The sequence below is a fragment of the Sphingomonas pollutisoli genome, from assembly GCF_029167165.1.
In the GTDB taxonomy this organism is placed as follows: domain Bacteria; phylum Pseudomonadota; class Alphaproteobacteria; order Sphingomonadales; family Sphingomonadaceae; genus Sphingomonas; species Sphingomonas pollutisoli.
This window is the reverse complement of the sequence record NZ_JARFNJ010000004.1, coordinates 477,092-495,426: the sequence shown is the minus strand read 5'-3', so window position 1 is coordinate 495,426 and position 18,335 is coordinate 477,092. Positions and strand designations below refer to the sequence as shown.

Here is an 18,335-nt window from a genome sequence, read left to right as displayed (position 1 = left end):
GCCGCCGGATCGCGAGGTCCGGCGGCTCCCGTCACTCCGGGGCGGCGTCATGGAATGACGTGAAAGCGTTTCGCTTCCGCCACGATGTCCGGGTAGAGCGCAATAGCCGCCGTCTTGTCGGCCTCACCCGCATCCTTCTGGCCGAGCGCGATCTTCGCCAGTCCCCGTCCATAGAGCGACCATGCCAGCTTGGGATTGATCGCCAGCGCCGCATCGTAATCGGTGATAGCGGCGGTGGGATTGCCCATGCGCAACTCCACGAGACCGCGACTGTCCAGGAACATCGGCTGTTTGCCGGCGCGTTTCAGCGCACGGGTGCAATCGTCGAGCGCGGCATCGAGATCGATCCCCGCCTGCGCGCGTATCCAGCAGCGGGCGTTGAGCAGACGCGGGAGCGCGCTATCTTCCTGATGGCTGGCGATAACCGGGCCAAGCAGCGCGACCGCCCGGCCCGGCTGATCGAGGCGGGCGAGCAAGCTCGCGATCGGCAGCATCTCCAGCGAGGTCGCGGGGGTGGCGCGCGCGGCCGCATCCGCATCGGCGAGCGCGCCGACGCTGTCGCGCTCGCGCATCCGCAGGATCGCGCGGATGCGGAGCAGCGCGCCGTCGTTGGGCGCAAGCTGTAGCGCGCGCTCGATATCGGTCCGCGCGAGGCCGCGCTGCCCGCCGGCCTGATAGGCAAGCGCGCGGTCGCGGTAATACTCGGCATGATCGGGGGCGAGGGTGATCGCTCGCGTCAGATCGTCGATCGCGCCGGGGAACGCGTGCTGCGCGATCCGCGCACTGGCACGTCGGGCGAACTCGTCCGCGGTCTTGGGCGCGGCGCTGTCCGTCACCGGCGCGACGCGATGGATATCGGCAGGCAATGGCGCGCCGGCGGAGGCGGTTGAAACCGGCGTAGAGCCCATGCTGCGGAAAGGCTTGCCGCCGCTATAGGTGAAGTAGATCCGGCGTTGGCCGCGCGCGACGTAGATGTGGTGCGCAAGCATGTAGTCCGCGCCGATCAGCATGTCGGGGGCATTGCTGCTGGCGGTGATCGGCCCGTCGATCACGTCCAGGCGTGTCTTCAATATGGTTTCGTCGCCGATCGCCACGCTCTCGACCGGTACGGCCCAGCCGGGTGTGGAGCGCCGGCCGAAGCCACCGATGCCGCGGATCGGCGTGACGTTCGGGCCATTCAGCGCGATTCCGGCCTTTTCGGCGGCGCGACGGCTGAGCAAGGTGTTCGGCGCCCCGCTGTCATATTCGCCCTCGATCGCCACGCCGTTGATGCGGACCGTCACCCGGAACATCCGGTTCTGCGGATTCTCCTGCTGCTCGAGCGGGGCGGTGAAGAACGGCTTGCCCGCCGCCCAATACGCGATGGCGGTGGTGTTGCAATCATGCGGCCGGATCAGCTTGACCGAGCCGCCGGCGAGATCGAATTCGGTATCGGCGATCGCGAGCAGGTTGCGCCCGATCAGCCCGTTGCCGACATCGCTGCCGCCGACCAGGAACTGCACATCCGTGAGCGACTTGTCGGCGATCCCGAACGTCTTCACCGTGACCAGATCGGTCGACGAATCGCCGCCGATGCCGACCAGCCTCAGCCCGAATGGCGCGGCGCCGATCTTCAGCCCCAGTTCGATCGCCTTCGCCTTGGGCATGATGCTGAAGAAAGCGCCGCTATCGAGCCATAGCCGGGTTTCTATGGTGTTGATCTTCACCGGCACGCTGGCGCGCATTCCCTGCATCGTTACCGGCAGATCGGCGAGGATGCCAAGCTTGCATTCGGCGGCGGCGGCTGGCGTGGCGGGCAGGGCAAGTGCGGCGAGCAGAAGCGAAACGCGAGTCATCCCGGTCCCCCTGGTGTCAGATCAGTCCCATAGCGCGTAAACTGGAATGTCCATCGCTACCAATGATGATATGGTCATGGAGCGTGATGCCGAGGCGTTTGCCGGCCTCGCCGACCTTGCGCGTGATGTCGATATCGGCGCGGCTCGGCGAGGGATCGCCGCTCGGATGGTTGTGGACGAGGATGATCGCCGCCGAGCCGAGATCTATCGCGCGGCGGATCACTTCGCGGGCATAGACCGGCGCCTCGTCGACCGAGCCTTCGTTCATCACCTCATCGCGGATCAGCATGTTGCGCGCGTTGAGGTGAAGCACGCGCACCCGCTCGATCCGGTGATGCGCCATGTCGGCGCGCAGATAATCGAGCAGCGCCCGCCAGTTGGCGAGCACGGGCCGCGCCGCCACCTCGGCCTTGACCAACCGGATCGCGGCCGCGTGCGCGATCTTGATCGCCGCGACGGAGGTCTCGCCCATGCCCGGCATGCGCGCCAGCGCTTCGGGATCGGCGGTGAGCAGTCCACCGATTCCGCCGAACTCGGCGAGCAGCGCCTTGGCGAGCGGCTTGGTGTCGCGACGCGGGATCGCGAGCGCGAGCAGATATTCGATCAGTTCGTGATCGAGCAGCCCTTCACCGCCGCGCTCGATGAGCCGCTTGCGCAGCCGGGCGCGATGGCCCGCATGGTCGGATTCGGGAACTGTCATCGCTGTTCCTGCGATTAATCCGCGTTGCGGTCGCGTGCAATCGCCGGAGATCCGACTAAAGGGGAAGCATGAGCGGGCGTGCAGGCGATGGCGTGACGGCAGAACCGACCGAACAGCCGTTGGCCGAGCCGGCGCCGCCGCGTATCGGCTTCACGCGGCTGCGGCGCATCCTGCTGGTCTTGGCGATCATGCTGCTGGTCGCGCTGGTGACGGCGTGGACCCAGCGCAAGCAGATCGCGCGCGGTTATGTCGACCGCTTCCTCGCGGCGCATGGCGTGCCGGCGCGATACCGTATCGCCGACCTGGGCCTGAACCGACAGCGGCTGACCCATGTCGTGCTGGGCGATCCCGCGCATCCCGATCTCGTCGCGGACTGGATCGAACTCGATACGGTGCTCGGCACCGGCGGGGCGCGGGTGACGGGGCTGCGCGCCGGGCATGTCCGCGTGGCGGCGCGGCTGGCGGATGGAAAGCTGTCGCTCGGCACGCTCGACCGGCTGATGCCGCCGTCCGGCGGTGCTGCGCCGTTCGCGCTGCCGGCGATCCGGCTCGATGCCGACGACGTGAGAATGCGGCTCGAGACACCCTACGGCGTGGTCGGCGCGAAATTCTCCGGGCGCGGGCGCCTCGACGATGGTTTTTCCGGGCGGGTGACGGCGGTGAGCGAACAGCTTGCGAGCGGCGGCTGTACGCTCAGCGACCCGGCGCTGTCGCTCACGCTGACGACCATCGCGGGACGACCGACGATCGCGGGGCCGGTGCGCGCCGCCCAAGGCACGTGCAGCGGCGTCACCGCGCGCTTCCCGGCAGCGACGATCAACGTGACGCTGGGCGCGCATCTGGAACGCTGGAACGGCGAGGTTCGGCTCGCGCTGGACTCCTCGACCGGCGCAGGGGCGCGCGCGGAGGCGATCGGCGGCATGATCGGCTTCACCGGCACGCCGCGCGGCACGAGCGGCACCGCCGATCTGCGGACCGGCGCGGCCACCCTGCCCGGCGCGACGGGGCGCGGCCTGGCGTTCGCGGGGCGTTTCGCGGTCGCTGGCGGGCGGAGCCAGGCTTCGGGCACCTTACGCGGCACCGGCATCACCGCCGACGCCGCCTTGCGCCGTCGCGTCGCCAGCTATCGCAGCCGCGACGCCAGCACCCCAGTCGCGCCGATCCTAGACGGCCTGGCCCGCGCGAGCGAAGCCGCGCTGCGTTCCGCCGACTTCGATGCGGATGTCGCCGCCACGCTCGACGGTGCGCGCGGGCGTGTGACGCTGACGCGGCTGGACGCCCACAGCGCATCGGGTGCGCGGCTGGCGCTCTCGGGCGGCAAGGGTGTCGCATATGGCTGGCCGGGCGGGGGCGCGCGGATCGACACCGAGGCGGCGCTCGACGGCGGCGGCTTCCCGGCTACCCGCCTCACGCTCGCGCAGGGCCGGCCCGGCGCCGCGATCGTCGGCATGGCGACGGTCGCGCCATACACCACCGGCGGCGCGACACTCGCCCTGACGTCGGTGCGCTTTTCCGCCACGCCCGGCGGCAACACGCATGTCGAGACCCGTGTCGCGCTGTCGGGGCCGCTCTCCGGCGGGCGCGTCGAGCGGCTGACGGCGCCGCTGTCGCTCTACTGGAACGGTCGCGACCGCGTGATCGTCAATCCCTCCTGCACGCCGCTCGCGGTCGCGCGGGTTGCCGTGTCGAGCCTCGCGCTTGATCCCGCGAAGCTCACCCTGTGCCCTGTCGGCGCGGGCTTGGTGACGCTCGCTGACGGGCGGCTCGGCGGCGGCGCGCGCCTGCCCGCGACCGATCTCCGTGGCAGCATCGGCGGTGCGCCGCTCGCGCTGTCGGCGCGCGGCGGCAGCGTGCGGCTGGGTACGCCCGGCTTCGCGCTCGCGGGTGTCTCGGCGAGGGTCGGACCGGCCGATCGCCAGACCCGGCTCGATTTCGCCGCGCTCGACGGTCGCATGGTCGGAAACGCTCTTGGCGGCGGCTTCACCGGCGGCGGTGGCCGGATCGCCAATGTGCCGCTCGCGCTTTCGGGTGCCGCCGGACTCTGGCGCTTCGCCGCCGGAAAACTCGCGCTCGACGGGGCTCTGAGCGTCGCCGACAGCAACGCTACGCCGAGATTCAAGCCGCTCGTCGCCAAAGCGGTCACGCTTACGCTCGCCGACGGCAGGATCATCACCACCGGCACGTTGGTCGAGCCGACCAAGCAGGTCAAAGTCGCCGACGTGAGTATCGTCCACGATCTCGGCGATGCATCGGGTCATGCCGATCTCGGCGTACCGGGGATCACCTTCGACAAGACGTTCCAGCCGGACGCGCTGACCCCGCTCACCTTCGGCGTGATCGCCGATGTCGCGGGCACGGTGAAAGGCGAGGGGCATATCCGCTGGGACAAGGCGGGCATCACCAGTAGCGGCGCGTTCGGCACGGAGCGCACCGATCTTGCGGCCGCGTTCGGCCCCGTCACGGGCATCGCGGGCACGATCCGCTTCACCGATCTCCTTGCGCTTGAAAGCGCGCCCGCGCAGACCATCACCGTCAAGACGATCAATCCCGGCGTGCCGGTCAACGACGGCACGATCCGGTTGCAGACGCTCGCCGGCGCGCGGGTGATGGTCGAGGACGGGCGTTGGCCGTTCGCGGGCGGCGCGCTGGTGCTGGAGCCGACGTTGCTCGATTTCTCGCAGCCGGTCGAGCGGCACATGACCTTCCGGGTCAGCTCGCTCGACGCCGCGCAGTTCCTGCAGCAGTTCGACTTCAAGAATCTCGATGCGACCGGCAGCTTCGACGGCGTGTTGCCGATGATCTTCGACGAGAGCGGCGGGCGGATCGAAAATGGCCGGCTGACCGTGCAGGACGACGGCGGCACGATCGCCTATGTCGGCGAGGTGAGCCAGAAGGATCTCGGCGCCTGGGGCAATTTCGCGTTCCAGGCGCTCAAGTCGCTTCGCTACGGCAGCCTCGGCGTGGTGATGAACGGCCCGCTCGCCGGCGAGATGATCACCGAGGTCAAGTTCGCCGGCGTCGCGCAGGGCAAAGGGGCCAAACGCAACTTCCTGTTCGACCGGCTCCAGAAGCTGCCGCTCGTCTTCAACCTGACGATCCGCGCGCCCTTCCGCCAACTCATCGATTCGGCGCAGTCCTTCTACGATCCCAAGCGGCTGATCGAACGCAACCTGCCCGCGCTGATGGAGCAGCAGCAGCGCAAGGACGCCGCGCGAATCCCCGTTCAGCCTCCCGCAAGCGAGACCGTGCCATGACCGAAACAGGATTGACGAAGCCGATGCGGAGACCGACGAGCCACAGGATGAAGAAAATGACGATGATCGCCGGCGCGCTGACGCCGATGCTGGCCGGGGGGTGCGTCAACGTCACCGCGCCCGACAAGCCGATCGTCATCAATCTCAACATCAGCGTGACTCAGGAGGTCGTCTATCGCCTCGATGGCGAGGCGAAGTCGTTGATCCAGTCGAACCCGGGGATTTTCTGATGAAAACCGTTCGTAGCATCGTCGTCATCGCCGCCGCGCTCGCCGCGGCCCAAGTCGCCACGGTGGCGCCCGCCCTCGCGCAGCGCGACCCTGCCTATCAGGCGGCGCGTTCGGCTGGCCAGATCGGCGAGCAGCCTGATGGCTATCTCGGTGTGGTCGGGGCGGCGAGCCCCGAGCTGCGCGCGCTGGTCAACAACATCAACATCCAGCGCAAGGCGAAATACACCCAGACCGCCGCCGCTGGCGCGACCGTCGAGCAGATGGCCTTCACCTCCGGCTGCCGCCTGATCGCGGCGACGGTGCCGGGCGAGAAGTACAAGACGCCCGCGGGCATCTGGGCGACTCGCACCGCCGCCCCGCCCGAGCGTGATTCGCGCTGCGTTTGAGGAATATCGGTCCGCTCGCCTCGGCGCGCGGACAAACGCGGCCGTATGCGAGCGCTATCATAGATAAACCGGCGATGCCGCCACGGTAAATGTCGGGTGACACAGCGGAAATCCTTGCTTTGCCGTGGCTGCCGTTGCGGTTGACTTGGCTGCACCCCTTTTCTAAACGCACCGGCAACGGGGGTGATGCCCCATGTTTTCGTCGTCGCGCACCGCGCGGCGGCGTTTTCTTATCAGGATGCTGGGGTGTTGGCCGACCTTCGTCACAATGACGATCTAGATCACCGTATCGCGCAGGCGAAGGCGGCGGACGAGATGCGTGTGGCGAAGCCGGTCAAGCCGCAGCCGAAGGGGTATGCTCAAGGGTCGCGCGTGCTGATGGAACTCATCGGCGCGCCGCTCGGCGGCGGTATCCTCGGCTGGGCGATCGATCACTGGTTCGGCACCAGCCCCTGGGCGTTGCTGATCCTCCTCACGCTCAGCATCATCGCCGCTTTCCGCAACATCTACCGTATTTCGAAGGAGCGCGCCGAATGAGCGCCGGCAGAATCGACCCGATGGAGCAGTTCCACGTCGCGCCTTTGACGCGACCGATCCATCTTGGCGCCTTCGACATCTCCTTCACCAATTCGGCGCTGTTCATGGTCATCGTGGGCGGCCTGCTCGCCGTACTGGTGAGCGGCGGGCTCAAGCGCCAGTTGGTGCCGGGCCGCTGGCAGGCGCTGGTCGAGATGATGGTCGGCTTCATCGACAATATGGTCGGCACCAGCATCGGCAAGGGCGGCAAGAAATTCGCGCCCTACATCTTCTCGCTGTTCTTCTTCATCCTGATCTCGAACCTGGTCGGCGTGCTGCCGCTCGCGATCGTGCCGGGGCTGCACACCTTCGCGGTGACCAGCCACATCACGGTGACGGCCGTGCTCGCGTTCTTCTCGTTCGCGATCGTGCTGGTCGTCGGCTTCGCCAAGCACGGCCTCAAGTTCTTCTCGCTGTTCGTGCCGCACGGCGCGCCGGCGTGGCTGATGCCGGTCATCATCCCGGTCGAGTTCGTCTCGTTCATGGTGCGCCCGTTCAGCCTCGGCCTGCGACTGTTCGTGGCGATGACGGCGGGGCACATCCTGCTCGAGGTGTTCGGCAGCTTCGTGGTGCAGGGCCTCAACGCCGGCGGCGCGCTCGGCCCGGTCGTCGCGATCCTCAGCTTCATCATGATCGTCGGCGTCAGCGCGCTCGAATTGCTGGTCTGCGCGATCCAGGCTTATGTGTTCGCGCTGCTGACCTCGCTTTACCTTCACGACGCGGTGCATCTGCACTAAGTCCGTATCATTGACCTATCGTATTTCTCAGGGAGTTTATCATGACTGATCTTGGCGCAATGTACATCGGTGCCGGCCTCGCAGCGATCGGCGTCGGCCTCGCCGCGCTCGGCGTGGGCAACGTGTTCGGCTCGTTCCTCGAAGGCGCGCTGCGCAATCCGGGCGCGGCTGATGGCCAGCAGGGCCGTCTGTTCATCGGCTTCGCCGCGTCGGAACTGCTCGGCCTGATCGCGTTCGTCGTCGCGATCCTCATCCTCTTCGTCGTCAAGTAAGCGAAGAGACACCGAGATGCCGCAGCTATCCCAGATCAGCGAGATCTACGCCTCGCAGCTTTTCTGGCTCGCGATCGTATTCGCGCTGATCTATTTCGGGATCGGCAAGGCGATGGTCCCCAAGATCGAGCGCACGATCGACGATCGTGACGCGCGCATCTCGGGGGACATCGCCGCGGCGGCGGCCGCGCGGGACACCGCGCGCGCCGACGAGGAACGCTATCAGGCGGGCCTCGATACCGCCCGTGCGCAAGCGTCCAAGGCGGTCGCTGAAGCGAAGGCGAGCGCGACCGCTCAGGCCGAGACTGCGCTGAAGGCGGGCGACGCGGCGGCGGCGACACGGCTGGCGGAGGCGACCCAAGCGGTTGCCTCGGCCAAGCAGACCGCCGTGTCCGAGATTGAAACCGCGACGGTTGAAGCGGTTGAATCGATCCTCGCCAAACTGTCCGGCGTCACCGTCGATCGCGCGCGGATCGAACAGCAGGTGAAGGCGGAACTGGCGCATGGCTGAAGGGACCCCACCATGACGGCTCGCACCGGCACCGTTGAACTCCACCATGAGCTCGCGTTCATGGGCATCACCCCCCCGATGTTCGTCGCTTTGTCGATGCTCGTCGTGATCGGCATCATCATCGCCGCCAAGGTGCCGAAGATGATCGCCGGTATGCTCGACGCGCGCATCGCGACGATCAAGACTCAGCTTGAGGAAGCCTCGAAGCTGCGCGCGGAAGCCGAGGCAGCGCTCGCGCAGGCAAAGGCGCGCAACGCCGCCAGCGCCGGTGACGCCGCGGCGATCGTCGCGCATGCGGAGGCCGAAGCCAAGGCGATGCTCGCCAAGGCGGAAGCCGACGCTGCCGATCTGGTCAAGCGGCGTCAGCAGATGGCCGAAGACAAGATCGCCGCCGCCGAACGCACCGCCATCGCCGAGGTTCGCGCGATCGCCGCCGATGCGGCGACGCGCGCAGCCGCCACGATCCTCGCGGAGCAGCATGGCGCCGATGCCGATCGGGCGCTGGTGGATCGCACCATCGCTGGGCTTGGCCGGCTGAACTAAGCTATCCTGCACCGTTCGTCCCGATCATCGTCGAGGGACAGGCCCGGACCGCAGGTGTCTCGATTTCGCTCGACACGAACGGTTTGGGCTGGTGCCTTTGTGCTCCGGCGACCGCTAACAAACAAACCCGTTCGCACTAAGCTTGTCGAAGTGCATGCCCAAAGCGTCTCGCCCCGGGCCACGCGCTTCGACACGCTCGGCACGAACGGGGTTTGTCGTGGCTACCCTTATGTCAGCGGGATCATCACCTGACTGGCAAAACCCGGCCGCGTCACAAGCTTCTCATACCAGGCCCGCACATACGGCAACTCCGGCCGCGCGATGTCGAGCGTGAACCAGGTGTGCGCATACACCCCCATCGGAATGTCGCCGATCCCGAACGCCGCGCCGGACAGCCACGGCGTCTCCCCGAGATACCGCTCCAAAACCGCCATCTGCGCTGCGCAGGCCTCGGCCGAGCGCGCGATCACCGTCGCGTCGCGCGACTCGGACGATCGCCGGACGAGATGGACGAACGCGCCCCGCTGCGCATCGGCATAGCCGAATTGCCAGTCCATCCAGCGATCCCCGACCGCCCGCAACGCCGGATCGGCGGGCCATAGCGACGGCGCGTATTTGGCGGCGAGATAGCGCAGAATCGTGTTCGATTCCCACAGCACCACCCCGTCATCTTCGATCGTCGGGATGAGCGCATTGGGGTTGAGCGCCAGATACTCAGCCGACATGCCGAACGCGCCGCCCACATCATGCCGGACGTACGGCAGCCCGATCTCCTCGGCGAGCCACGCGACCTTTTTGACATTGTGCGAGTTGAGCCGGCCCCAGAGCGTCAGCACGGGTCAGCTCCGGTAATCGGCGTTGATCGAGATGTAGCCATGCGTCAGGTCGCACGTCCACACCGTCGCACGACCCTCGCCGAGACCGAGGTCGACCCCGATCTCGATCTCGCTGCCTTTGAGATGCGCCGCCACCGGGGCCTCGTCATAGCCCTCAACCGCCAGGCCGCCGGTCGCGACCTGAGTGTCGCCGAACCGGATCGAGAGCAGGTCGCGCTCGGCCGGTTCGCCGGCCTTGCCCACCGCCATTACCACGCGGCCCCAATTGGCGTCCTCGCCCGCGATCGCGGTCTTCACCAGCGGCGAATTGGCGATCGACAGCGCGACGCGGTGCGCGCTGCGGTCGCTCTCGGCGCCGGTCACGGCGATCTCGATGAACTTGGTCGCGCCCTCGCCATCACGCACCACCAGATGCGCGAGTTGCAGGCACAGGTCCGAGAGCGCGGCGCGGAACGCATCGGCGCCGTCATCCTCGGCGGCGGTGAGCGGCGCATTGCCCGCCTGGCCGGTCGCGAACGCCAATACGGTGTCGCTGGTCGAAGTGTCGCTATCGACGGTGATGCACGAGAAGCTGGTGCGATTCGCCTCGGCGAGCGCGGCTTGCAGAAACCCCGGTTCGACCGCCGCATCGGTGAAGATGAAGCCGAGCATCGTCGCCATGTCGGGCGCGATCATGCCCGATCCCTTGATGATCCCGACCAACGTCACCGTGCGCCCATCGACGATCGCGGTCGTCATCGCGCCCTTGGTGAAGGTGTCGGTGGTGCTGATCGCCGCCGCCGCGTCTTCCCATGTACAGGCGGGTGCGACCAGCGCGGCGTCGATCCCGGCTTCGGCCTTGTCGATCGGCAGCGGCACGCCGATCACCCCAGTGGATGCCACGAACACGTCCGATGGCTGGCAGCCGAGCCGCCCAGCCGCGCGGGCGGCGATCGCCTCGACAGCGGCGCGACCACGGTTCCCCGTGAAGGCGTTGGCGTTGCCGGCGTTGACGACCAGCGCGCGCGCCGCGCCCAGCGTCAGCGCCTTGCGGCACCATTCGACCTCGGGCGAGGGGCAGCGGCTCTGCGTCGTCACGCCCGCCACCGCCGTACCGGGGTCGAGCGCGACGAAGGTCAGGTCGCAGCGGTCCCAGCTCTTATAGCCCGCGCGCGCGACATGCGCGGTGACACCGGCGACGTCGGGGAGGGCGGGGAAGGCGGCGGGCGCGAGCGGCGAGCGGGCATAAGTCATGCCTCCGCCCTTAGATCGCGCGCCGGCCAAGGCAAGACCCCGCACGCGACGGATCGTTTGGCGAAGCCGACCAAAGACGTTTCCATATCGTTCCAATGGAACTAGTACATGGGATCAATCGTATCGGACCTGAACGGGGGTTCTGACAAGGCATAGACCGCAGACCCGCATCTGATGCCAATCGGAGCACAGCCTGCCAATGTCGATCACACGCGAGATTCTTGATCCCGGCCTCGTCTTTCTTGCGGCGATGAGCGTGAGTACGGTGATCCTGATGGTCATGACCATCCACCGCCCCTTCGTCGTCAAGATCGATCTCCAGCGTGAACCCGCCGAACTCGCATTGTCGATGGTGGCATGCGGCGTGGTCGCTAGCCTCGCCACCGGCGTGATCGCGGGATCGGTGCTCGTTACCGGCGTCGCGACGCTCGTTACGCTCGGGCTGCGCTTCGGGCTGCCGCGTCTGACGATGGCGGGTGCGCAACAGCTCGCGATGCTGCCGCTCGGCTGGATCGTCGGCACCGCCTGGACGCTGCGGCTGCTCGCCGAAGGCCATATGCCGACGTGGATGATGGTGCTCGCGGTGATCGCCAGCGTGTTCTCGGCGGTGTGGCTGCTCGTCTCGTTCGCGGTCGCGCTGTCGCGGCAGGCGTTGATGACGCATCGCGAATGGCAGCGCCCGGTCGAACCGGCCGATCCGCTCCACCCGCGCCGCGCGCCGAAGGTGTCGATCCATCTGCCCTGCTATGCCGAGCCGCCCGAGGTGGTGATCGCGACGATCGATGCGCTCGCCGCGCTCGACTATCCCGATTACGAGATCCTCGTCATCGACAACAACACCAAGGATCCGGCGCTGTGGATGCCGGTGCAGGACTATTGCGCCAAGCTCAACGCCGGGCGCAGCGACAACCGCTTCCAGTTCTTCCACGTCGCCCCGCTCGACGGCGCCAAGGCGGGCGCGCTCAACTATCTGATGAAGGGCGGTTTCGTGTCGCCCGACGCCGAGCTGATCGCCGTGATCGACGCGGATTATTTCTCGACCCCCGATTTTCTGTCGCGCCTCGCCGCCTTCTTCGAGAACCCGAAGATCGGCTACGTCCAGACTCCGCACGATTACCGCGAGCATGAGGAAAGCGCCTATCTGACCGCCTGTTATTGGGAATACATGCCCAACAACAAGATCGAGATGGCCGGGCTCAGCGAGTATAATTCGGCGATCACGATCGGGACGATGTGCATCATCCGCAAGCAGGCGCTGATCGATGCCGGGCTGTGGGCGGAATGGTGCCTCACCGAGGATTCGGAAGTGTCGGTGCGGATTCGCGCGCTCGGCTATGACGGCATCTACTTGCGCGAGACCTTCGGGCGCGGGCTGATCCCGGAGACGTTCGAGGATTACAAGAAGCAGCGTTTCCGCTGGATCGCGGGGCCGGTGCAGCAACTCGTGCGCCATTGGCGACTGTATCTGCCGATCCGTTGGGGTGGTTCGCCGCAGATCAACTGGTGGTCGAAGCTGCTCGAACTTCAGCGCGGAGTCGAGCCGCTGCTCGGCGTGTTCGGCACGGTGTTCGGTTTCGGCAGCGCGATCGTCAGCGTCACGCTGATAGCGCTCGGCGAGGTGCCGACCCTCAACCTGCCGACGCCATTCTGGGTCGCCGCCTGGCTGGCGCTGGTCGGCACGCTGGCGAGCACCTGGTTCCGCTACCGGCTGAGCGATTGCCACAGCATCCGCGACATGGTGCTGGGGGAGATCGCCCGCAACTCGCTCACCTGGATCCAGATGCTCGGCGGTATCGCCGGCCTGTCGCCGCGCCCGCTCGGCTGGCGGCGCACGCCCAAGTTCCAGGGCAAGGCCGCTGGGATGCGCGCGCTGAAGGAGACGTTGCCCGAGACGCTGATCGGCCTCGCGCACATCGTCCTGATCGTAGCCGCGCTGGCACTGCGCAAGAGTGACACCGACGATGTCGGCCTGCTGGTGGCGATGGCCGCCGCCGCCTCCGGTATCCGCTTCCTGTGCGCGCCGCTGATGGCATGGCTGAGCGAGAAGCGGCTGGCGGCTCTCGCCGAACCCGCCGCATCCGCACCGAACTTCCCGGCATCGGTGAAAGAGGCGGCGTAACGGCTCGCCTCGCGGTTCGTCGAATGGATGGACGCGTGCGACGAAGCGCATTACAGCGCACTCCGACTATGGAGTTCGTGCTTTTCCTCTGTGCCGCGCTGTCCGCGCTGACCGGTGCCATCACCGGTACGCGCGCGCCGGATATCGCGGTTCAGATCGAGCAGGTTTCCGCCCGTGGCCACATCGCAGTACCATCCGCCACACGCGCGGTTGCCGCGATCGTTCAGGCGCAGCGGGTGCCTGCCGTCAGCACCGTGCTCGCTTATTCCGCCGCGCGCGCGTTCGTGCTGATCGCGTCGATCCCCGTTCGCGGCGAGCGGCGGCGCGAATAACGGCGCCGCTGGCGCGGCTCGCATTTCGCGCGGCGCGCCACCATCTCCATCCCGACAGTACCGCAGCCGGGCCGATGTCCGCGCGCGCTCCTCTTGAACATACAGGACATCCCCATGCTCGGCGGCCTTGCCAAAACCCTGTTCGGCTCCTCGAACGAACGCTACGTCAAATCGCTCGGTTCGATCGTCAACAAGATCAACGGCTTCGAGCCGACGATCTCGGCCATGTCGGACGATCAACTCGCCGCGCAGACCGTTGCGTTCCGCGAGCGACTGGGCAATGGCGAGAGCCTAGACAGCATTCTGCCCGAAGCGTTCGCGACGGTGCGTGAGGCGGCCAAGCGCACGCTCGGCCAGCGCCATTACGATGTGCAGATGATAGGCGGCATCGTCCTTCACCGTGGCGAAATCGCCGAGATGCGGACCGGCGAGGGCAAGACGCTGGTGGCGACGCTCGCGACCTATCTCAACGCGCTGCCCGGCACCGGCGTCCATGTCATCACCGTCAACGACTATCTCGCCGCGCGCGATGCCGGCTGGATGTCGCAGGTGTACAGCTTCCTCGGATTGACGACGGGCGTGATCGTCCCCAACCTGAGCGATCAGCAGCGCCGCGATGCGTACGCGTCGGACATCACCTACGGCACCAACAACGAATTCGGCTTCGATTACCTGCGCGACAACATGAAGTATGATCGCGGCTCGATGGTGCAGCGGCCGTTCAACATGGCGATCGTCGATGAGGTCGATTCGGTGCTGATCGACGAGGCGCGCACCCCGCTCATCATCTCCGGCCCGACCGACGACAAGACCGACCTGTACCGCAGCGTCGATCTCGTCGTGAAGCAGCTCACGGCTGAGGATTACGAGAAGGACGAGAAGCAGAAGACGATCATCCTCACCGAAGACGGCACCGAGAAGGTCGAGCGGATGCTCGAGGCGGCCGGGCTGCTCGAAGGCGCCAACCTCTACGATTTCGAGAACACGCAGGTCGTCCACCACGTCAACCAGTCGCTGCGCGCGAACATGATGTTCAAGGCCGACACCGATTATATCGTCAAGGACGGCAAGGTCGTCATCATCGACGAGTTCACCGGCCGCATGATGGACGGCCGGCGCTGGTCGGACGGGCTGCATCAGGCGGTCGAGGCGAAGGAGGGTGTCGATATCGAGCCCGAGAACCAGACGATGGCCTCGATCACCTTCCAGAACTATTTCCGCATGTACCCCAAGCTCGCCGGCATGACCGGCACGGCGGCGACCGAGGCGGCCGAATTCTACGACATTTACAAGATGAATGTGGTGACGATTCCGACCAACGTGCCCGTCAAGCGGGTCGATGAGGAAGACGAATTCTACAAGGACACGCAGGACAAGTTCCAGGCGATCGCCAAGAAGATCCGCGTCCATGCTGAAAAAGGCCAGCCGGTGCTGGTCGGTACCGTCTCGATCGAGAAGTCCGAATTGCTGAGCGAATTTCTCGTGCAGGAGCAGGTGCCGCACAAGGTGCTCAACGCGCGCTTCCACGAGATGGAGGCGCATATCGTGGCGCAGGCCGGTCGTCGTGGCGCGGTGACGATCGCCACCAACATGGCGGGTCGCGGCACCGACATTCAGCTCGGCGGCAACCTCGAATTCCGCATGATGGACGAGCATCCCGATCTCGTCGAAGGCACGCCCGAATATGAGGCGCAGGCGGCGCGCATCAAGCAGGAGATCGCCGCCGAGAAGCAGGCGGTGCTCGACGCCGGCGGGCTGTTCGTGCTCGGTACCGAACGCCACGAGAGCCGCCGCATCGACAACCAGTTGCGCGGCCGTTCGGGTCGCCAGGGCGACCCCGGCCTGTCGCGCTTCTATCTCAGCCTCGACGACGATCTGCTGCGCATTTTCGGCCCGGACACTTTGTTCGCGCGGATGATGCGCTCGAACATCGGCGACGGCGAGGCGATCGGCTCGAAATGGCTGTCGAAGGCGATCGAGACCGCGCAGAAGAAGGTCGAGGCGCGCAACTACGACATCCGCAAGCAGGTCGTCGAATATGACGACGTGATGAACGACCAGCGTAAGGTGATCTACGAGCAGCGTTCGGACATCATGGATGCCGAGACGGTCGGCGATGTCGTCGAGGACATGCGCAACGAGACGGTCAACGCGATCGTCGGTGAGGCGTGCCCGCCCGGCACCTATCCCGAACAATGGGATATCGCCGGCATGAAGGAGAAGCTCCGGTCGCAGCTCAACATCGCGCCGCCCGTCGATGAGTGGCTCGCGGAGGAAGCGATCGATCCCGAGATCGTCGAGGAGCGGGTCCGTGCCGCCGCCGACGCGCATGTCGCCGCCAAGGCCGAAGCGCTCGCGCCCGAGACTTGGGTGCAGATCGAGAAGTCGATCCTGCTCCAGAACCTCGACCATCACTGGAAGGAGCATCTCGCCACCGTCGAGGCGCTGCGCCAGGTCGTTCACCTGCGCGCCTATGCGCAGAAGACGCCGATCAACGAATATAAGCAGGAGGCTTTCCAGCTCTTCCAGCGCATGCTCGACATGATCCGTGAGGAAGTGACGCGGACGATCGCCTATGCCGAGTTCCAGTTCCAGGCGCCGCCCGAACTGCCCGAACTCCCTGATTTCATCACGACGCACTTCGATCCGTTCACGGGCGAGGACGACACCTATGATTTCGACGGCGCGGGCATGGTGACGAGCGCGATCCCGACCTTGTCGATCCCGCGTCCGGACGGGCATGAGATTGGCCAGGACCCGGCGCAGTGGGCCGGCAACGTCAGCCGCAACGCGCCGTGCCCGTGCGGTTCGGGGCTGAAGTACAAGCACTGCCACGGCGCGGTATAAGGGCTTGACGTCGCCCCGGCGGCAGGCCGGGGCCGTCGTGTATCTTCGAAACGCTTACACAAAATGGAGCGGCCCCGGCCAGCGCCGGGGCGACGGTTAGCGGGCTGCCCGCGCCAGCGCGATGAACTCGGCGACCGATACCGTCTCCGCGCGCCGGGCGGGATCGATGCCGATCGCCTCCAGCGCCGCCAGCGCGCCGGGGACGGGCTTGAGGCTCTGACGTAGCATCTTGCGGCGCTGGCCGAACGCCGCCCCCGTCAGCCGTTCGAGCACGCCGAGATCGACGTCGGCGGGCGCGTCGGCGGGCACGATATGCACCACCGCCGACATCACCTTGGGCGGAGGCGTGAATGCGGAGCGATGCACCGGCATGGCGAGCTTCGCGGTGCTGCGCCATTGGGAGAGGATCGCGAGCCGCCCATAAGCATCGTCGCCCACGCCCGCGACGATCCGGTCGGCGACCTCGCGCTGGAACATCAAGGTCAGGCTGCGCCACCACGGCCGCCACTCGGCGCTCAGCCAGCCGACCAACAGAGCGGTGCCGATATTATACGGCAGGTTGGAGGCGATATGCGGCTTGCCCTCGAACAGGGCCGGCGCGTCGATCTCCAGCGCGTCGCCTTCGATCACGCGCAGCCGCCCCGGAAACGCCTCGCCGAGTTCGGCCAGCGCGGGGATGCAGCGATGGTCGCGTTCGATCGCGGTGACCCGCGCGCCCGCACCGAGCAGCGCTCGCGTCAGGCCGCCGGGGCCGGGGCCGATCTCCAGAACCTCGGCGTCGGTGAGATCGCCGGGTACGCGCGCGATCCGCGCCAGCAACTGCGCGTCGAGCAGGAAATTCTGCCCCAGCGCCTTGCTCGCGGCGAGTCCGTGGCGCGCGATCACCTCGCGCAGCGGCGGCAGGTCGTGGAGCGGCTTCACGCCCGTGCAGCGCGCCGCGTCGCCGCGTCGCCCGCCATCGCGAGCGCCGCGATCGTCGCGCCTGGCTGGGCGATATCCTTGCCGGCGATGCCGAAGGCGGTGCCGTGATCGGGTGAGGTCCGCACGATCGGCAGGCCGAGCGTGATGTTCACCCCGTCGTCGAAATACAGTGTCTTGATCGGGATAAGCGCCTGATCGTGGTAGCAGCACAGCGCGGCGTCATAGCCGTCGCGTGCGCGGTCATGAAACATCGTGTCGGCGGCGAACGGTCCGCTCGCATCGATGCCTTCGCCGCGGAGCAGCTCTATCGCCGGCACGATCAAATCGATCTCCTCGCGACCGATCTTGCCGCTCTCGCCGGCGTGCGGGTTGAAGCCGGCGAAGGCGAGGCGGGGGTTCAGGATGCCGAAGTTGCGCGCCAGCCCGCGCGCGGTCGCGCGGCCCTTGGCAGCGATCAACTCGATCGACAGCAATCCGGCCACGCTCGCCAATGGCACATGCGTGGTGATCGGCACGACGCGCAGGCCGGGGCCAGCGAGCATCATCACCGCATTCTCGCCCGCGATGCCGCAGCGTTCCGCGACGAACTCTGTCTGGCCGGGGTGGCTGAACCCGATCTGATAGAGCTGCGCCTTGGAAACCGGCCCCGTGACGAGCGCGCCTGCCGCCCCCGACTGGACCAGCCCGACCGACATTTCCAGCGCCCTCAGCGCGCAGCGTGCGCCCTCCACATCCGGGCTGCCCGGCGTGATCTCACCGCCGTCGGCGACGCCGAGCACGGGCAGGCCCGCATCGAATGCGCCAGCCGCCTCGGCGGGATCACGAATGACGCTGACCGGCCCTTGCCAGACCTTCGCCACCGCGCGCGCGTCGCCGACCGCGAAGAACGGCGGCAGTCCGCGTGTCGCCCGTCGCTCCCAGGCTTTTGCGATGATCTCCGGGCCGATCCCGGCCGGATCGCCCATCGAGACGGCGAGCGGCTGGATCATCCCCTGTTCCTCCC

Annotated in this window: 17 protein-coding genes; 11 read left to right on the top strand and 6 right to left on the bottom strand. The window is 67.1% G+C overall.

Translation table 11 applies throughout. From position 1 onward, the window contains the following. Nucleotides 1-47: 47 nt before the first annotated feature. Together PX554_RS11595 and radC are read right to left on the bottom strand one after the other, a co-directional pair. Entirely contained in the window at nt 48-1,835 is a 1,788-nt protein-coding gene (locus PX554_RS11595; RefSeq protein ID WP_275501866.1) for an aspartyl protease family protein, read from the bottom strand. A 16-nt stretch (nt 1,836-1,851) separates the two neighbouring features. Next, a complete protein-coding gene (gene radC, locus PX554_RS11590) occupies nt 1,852-2,535 on the bottom strand; it encodes a RadC family protein (RefSeq protein WP_275501865.1) in 684 nt (227 codons plus the stop codon). 68 nt (nt 2,536-2,603) lie between these two features. Between radC and PX554_RS11585 the strand changes: the two genes are divergently transcribed. The 8 genes from PX554_RS11585 to PX554_RS11550 all read left to right on the top strand — a co-directional run bounded on the left by PX554_RS11585 (nt 2,604) and on the right by PX554_RS11550 (nt 9,044). Further along, nucleotides 2,604-5,789 (top strand): intermembrane phospholipid transport YdbH family protein, encoded by a 3,186-nt coding sequence (locus tag PX554_RS11585; RefSeq protein WP_275501864.1) that lies wholly within the window; start codon nt 2,604-2,606, stop codon nt 5,787-5,789. A gap of 56 nt (nt 5,790-5,845) precedes the next feature. Further along, a complete protein-coding gene (locus PX554_RS11580; protein WP_338061587.1) occupies nt 5,846-6,019 on the top strand; it encodes a YnbE family lipoprotein in 174 nt (57 codons plus the stop codon). Then, nucleotides 6,019-6,405: a YdbL family probable chaperone protein gene (locus PX554_RS11575; protein WP_275501863.1), complete on the top strand. Its 387-nt coding sequence runs from the start codon at nt 6,019-6,021 to the stop codon at nt 6,403-6,405. Before PX554_RS11580 ends, PX554_RS11575 begins: the two co-directional genes overlap by 1 nt. Nucleotides 6,406-6,591: 186 nt before the next feature. Next, nucleotides 6,592-6,942: an AtpZ/AtpI family protein gene (locus PX554_RS11570; RefSeq protein ID WP_093220080.1), complete on the top strand. Its 351-nt coding sequence runs from the start codon at nt 6,592-6,594 to the stop codon at nt 6,940-6,942. After that, entirely contained in the window at nt 6,939-7,718 is a 780-nt protein-coding gene (locus PX554_RS11565; protein ID WP_093220078.1) for a F0F1 ATP synthase subunit A, read from the top strand. Before PX554_RS11570 ends, PX554_RS11565 begins: the two co-directional genes overlap by 4 nt. Nucleotides 7,719-7,777: 59 nt before the next feature. Beyond that, nucleotides 7,778-7,990: a F0F1 ATP synthase subunit C gene (locus tag PX554_RS11560; protein WP_010164404.1), complete on the top strand. Its 213-nt coding sequence runs from the start codon at nt 7,778-7,780 to the stop codon at nt 7,988-7,990. A 16-nt stretch (nt 7,991-8,006) separates the two neighbouring features. Then, nucleotides 8,007-8,501, top strand: coding sequence for a F0F1 ATP synthase subunit B family protein (locus tag PX554_RS11555; protein WP_093220074.1), 495 nt, complete (start codon nt 8,007-8,009; stop codon nt 8,499-8,501). 12 nt (nt 8,502-8,513) lie between these two features. Beyond that, nucleotides 8,514-9,044 carry a F0F1 ATP synthase subunit B family protein gene (locus PX554_RS11550; protein ID WP_275501861.1) on the top strand — a complete coding sequence of 177 codons (531 nt, stop codon included), beginning with the start codon at nt 8,514-8,516 and terminating at the stop codon, nt 9,042-9,044. Between the two features lie 227 nt (nt 9,045-9,271). Here PX554_RS11550 and PX554_RS11545 read toward each other — a convergent pair whose 3' ends face one another. Together PX554_RS11545 and argJ are read right to left on the bottom strand one after the other, a co-directional pair. Further along, entirely contained in the window at nt 9,272-9,880 is a 609-nt protein-coding gene (locus PX554_RS11545; protein ID WP_275501858.1) for a glutathione S-transferase family protein, read from the bottom strand. 3 nt (nt 9,881-9,883) lie between these two features. Continuing rightward, nucleotides 9,884-11,113 carry a bifunctional glutamate N-acetyltransferase/amino-acid acetyltransferase ArgJ gene (gene argJ / locus PX554_RS11540; protein ID WP_275501854.1) on the bottom strand — a complete coding sequence of 410 codons (1,230 nt, stop codon included), beginning with the start codon at nt 11,111-11,113 and terminating at the stop codon, nt 9,884-9,886. Between the two features lie 199 nt (nt 11,114-11,312). On the opposite strand from argJ, the gene PX554_RS11535 reads away from it, so the two are divergent. The 3 genes from PX554_RS11535 to secA all read left to right on the top strand — a co-directional run bounded on the left by PX554_RS11535 (nt 11,313) and on the right by secA (nt 16,411). After that, entirely contained in the window at nt 11,313-13,232 is a 1,920-nt protein-coding gene (locus PX554_RS11535) for a glycosyltransferase (protein ID WP_275501852.1), read from the top strand. 77 nt (nt 13,233-13,309) lie between these two features. Continuing rightward, nucleotides 13,310-13,564 (top strand): hypothetical protein, encoded by a 255-nt coding sequence (locus tag PX554_RS11530; RefSeq protein WP_275501850.1) that lies wholly within the window; start codon nt 13,310-13,312, stop codon nt 13,562-13,564. A 114-nt stretch (nt 13,565-13,678) separates the two neighbouring features. Further along, complete coding sequence (gene secA, locus PX554_RS11525) at nt 13,679-16,411, top strand: preprotein translocase subunit SecA (RefSeq protein ID WP_275501849.1); 2,733 nt, start codon at nt 13,679-13,681, stop codon at nt 16,409-16,411. Nucleotides 16,412-16,507: 96 nt separating this feature from the next. Here secA and rsmA read toward each other — a convergent pair whose 3' ends face one another. Both rsmA and pdxA read right to left on the bottom strand, forming a co-directional pair. Further along, the gene (rsmA, locus tag PX554_RS11520; RefSeq protein WP_275501845.1) at nt 16,508-17,332 is read right to left on the bottom strand and encodes a 16S rRNA (adenine(1518)-N(6)/adenine(1519)-N(6))-dimethyltransferase RsmA; all 825 of its coding nucleotides are present in this window, start codon (nt 17,330-17,332) and stop codon (nt 16,508-16,510) included. Then, nucleotides 17,329-18,321, bottom strand: a complete 993-nt coding sequence (pdxA, locus tag PX554_RS11515) for a 4-hydroxythreonine-4-phosphate dehydrogenase PdxA (RefSeq protein WP_275501843.1) — start codon at nt 18,319-18,321, stop codon at nt 17,329-17,331. Before pdxA ends, rsmA begins: the two co-directional genes overlap by 4 nt. Nucleotides 18,322-18,335 lie beyond the last annotated feature (14 nt).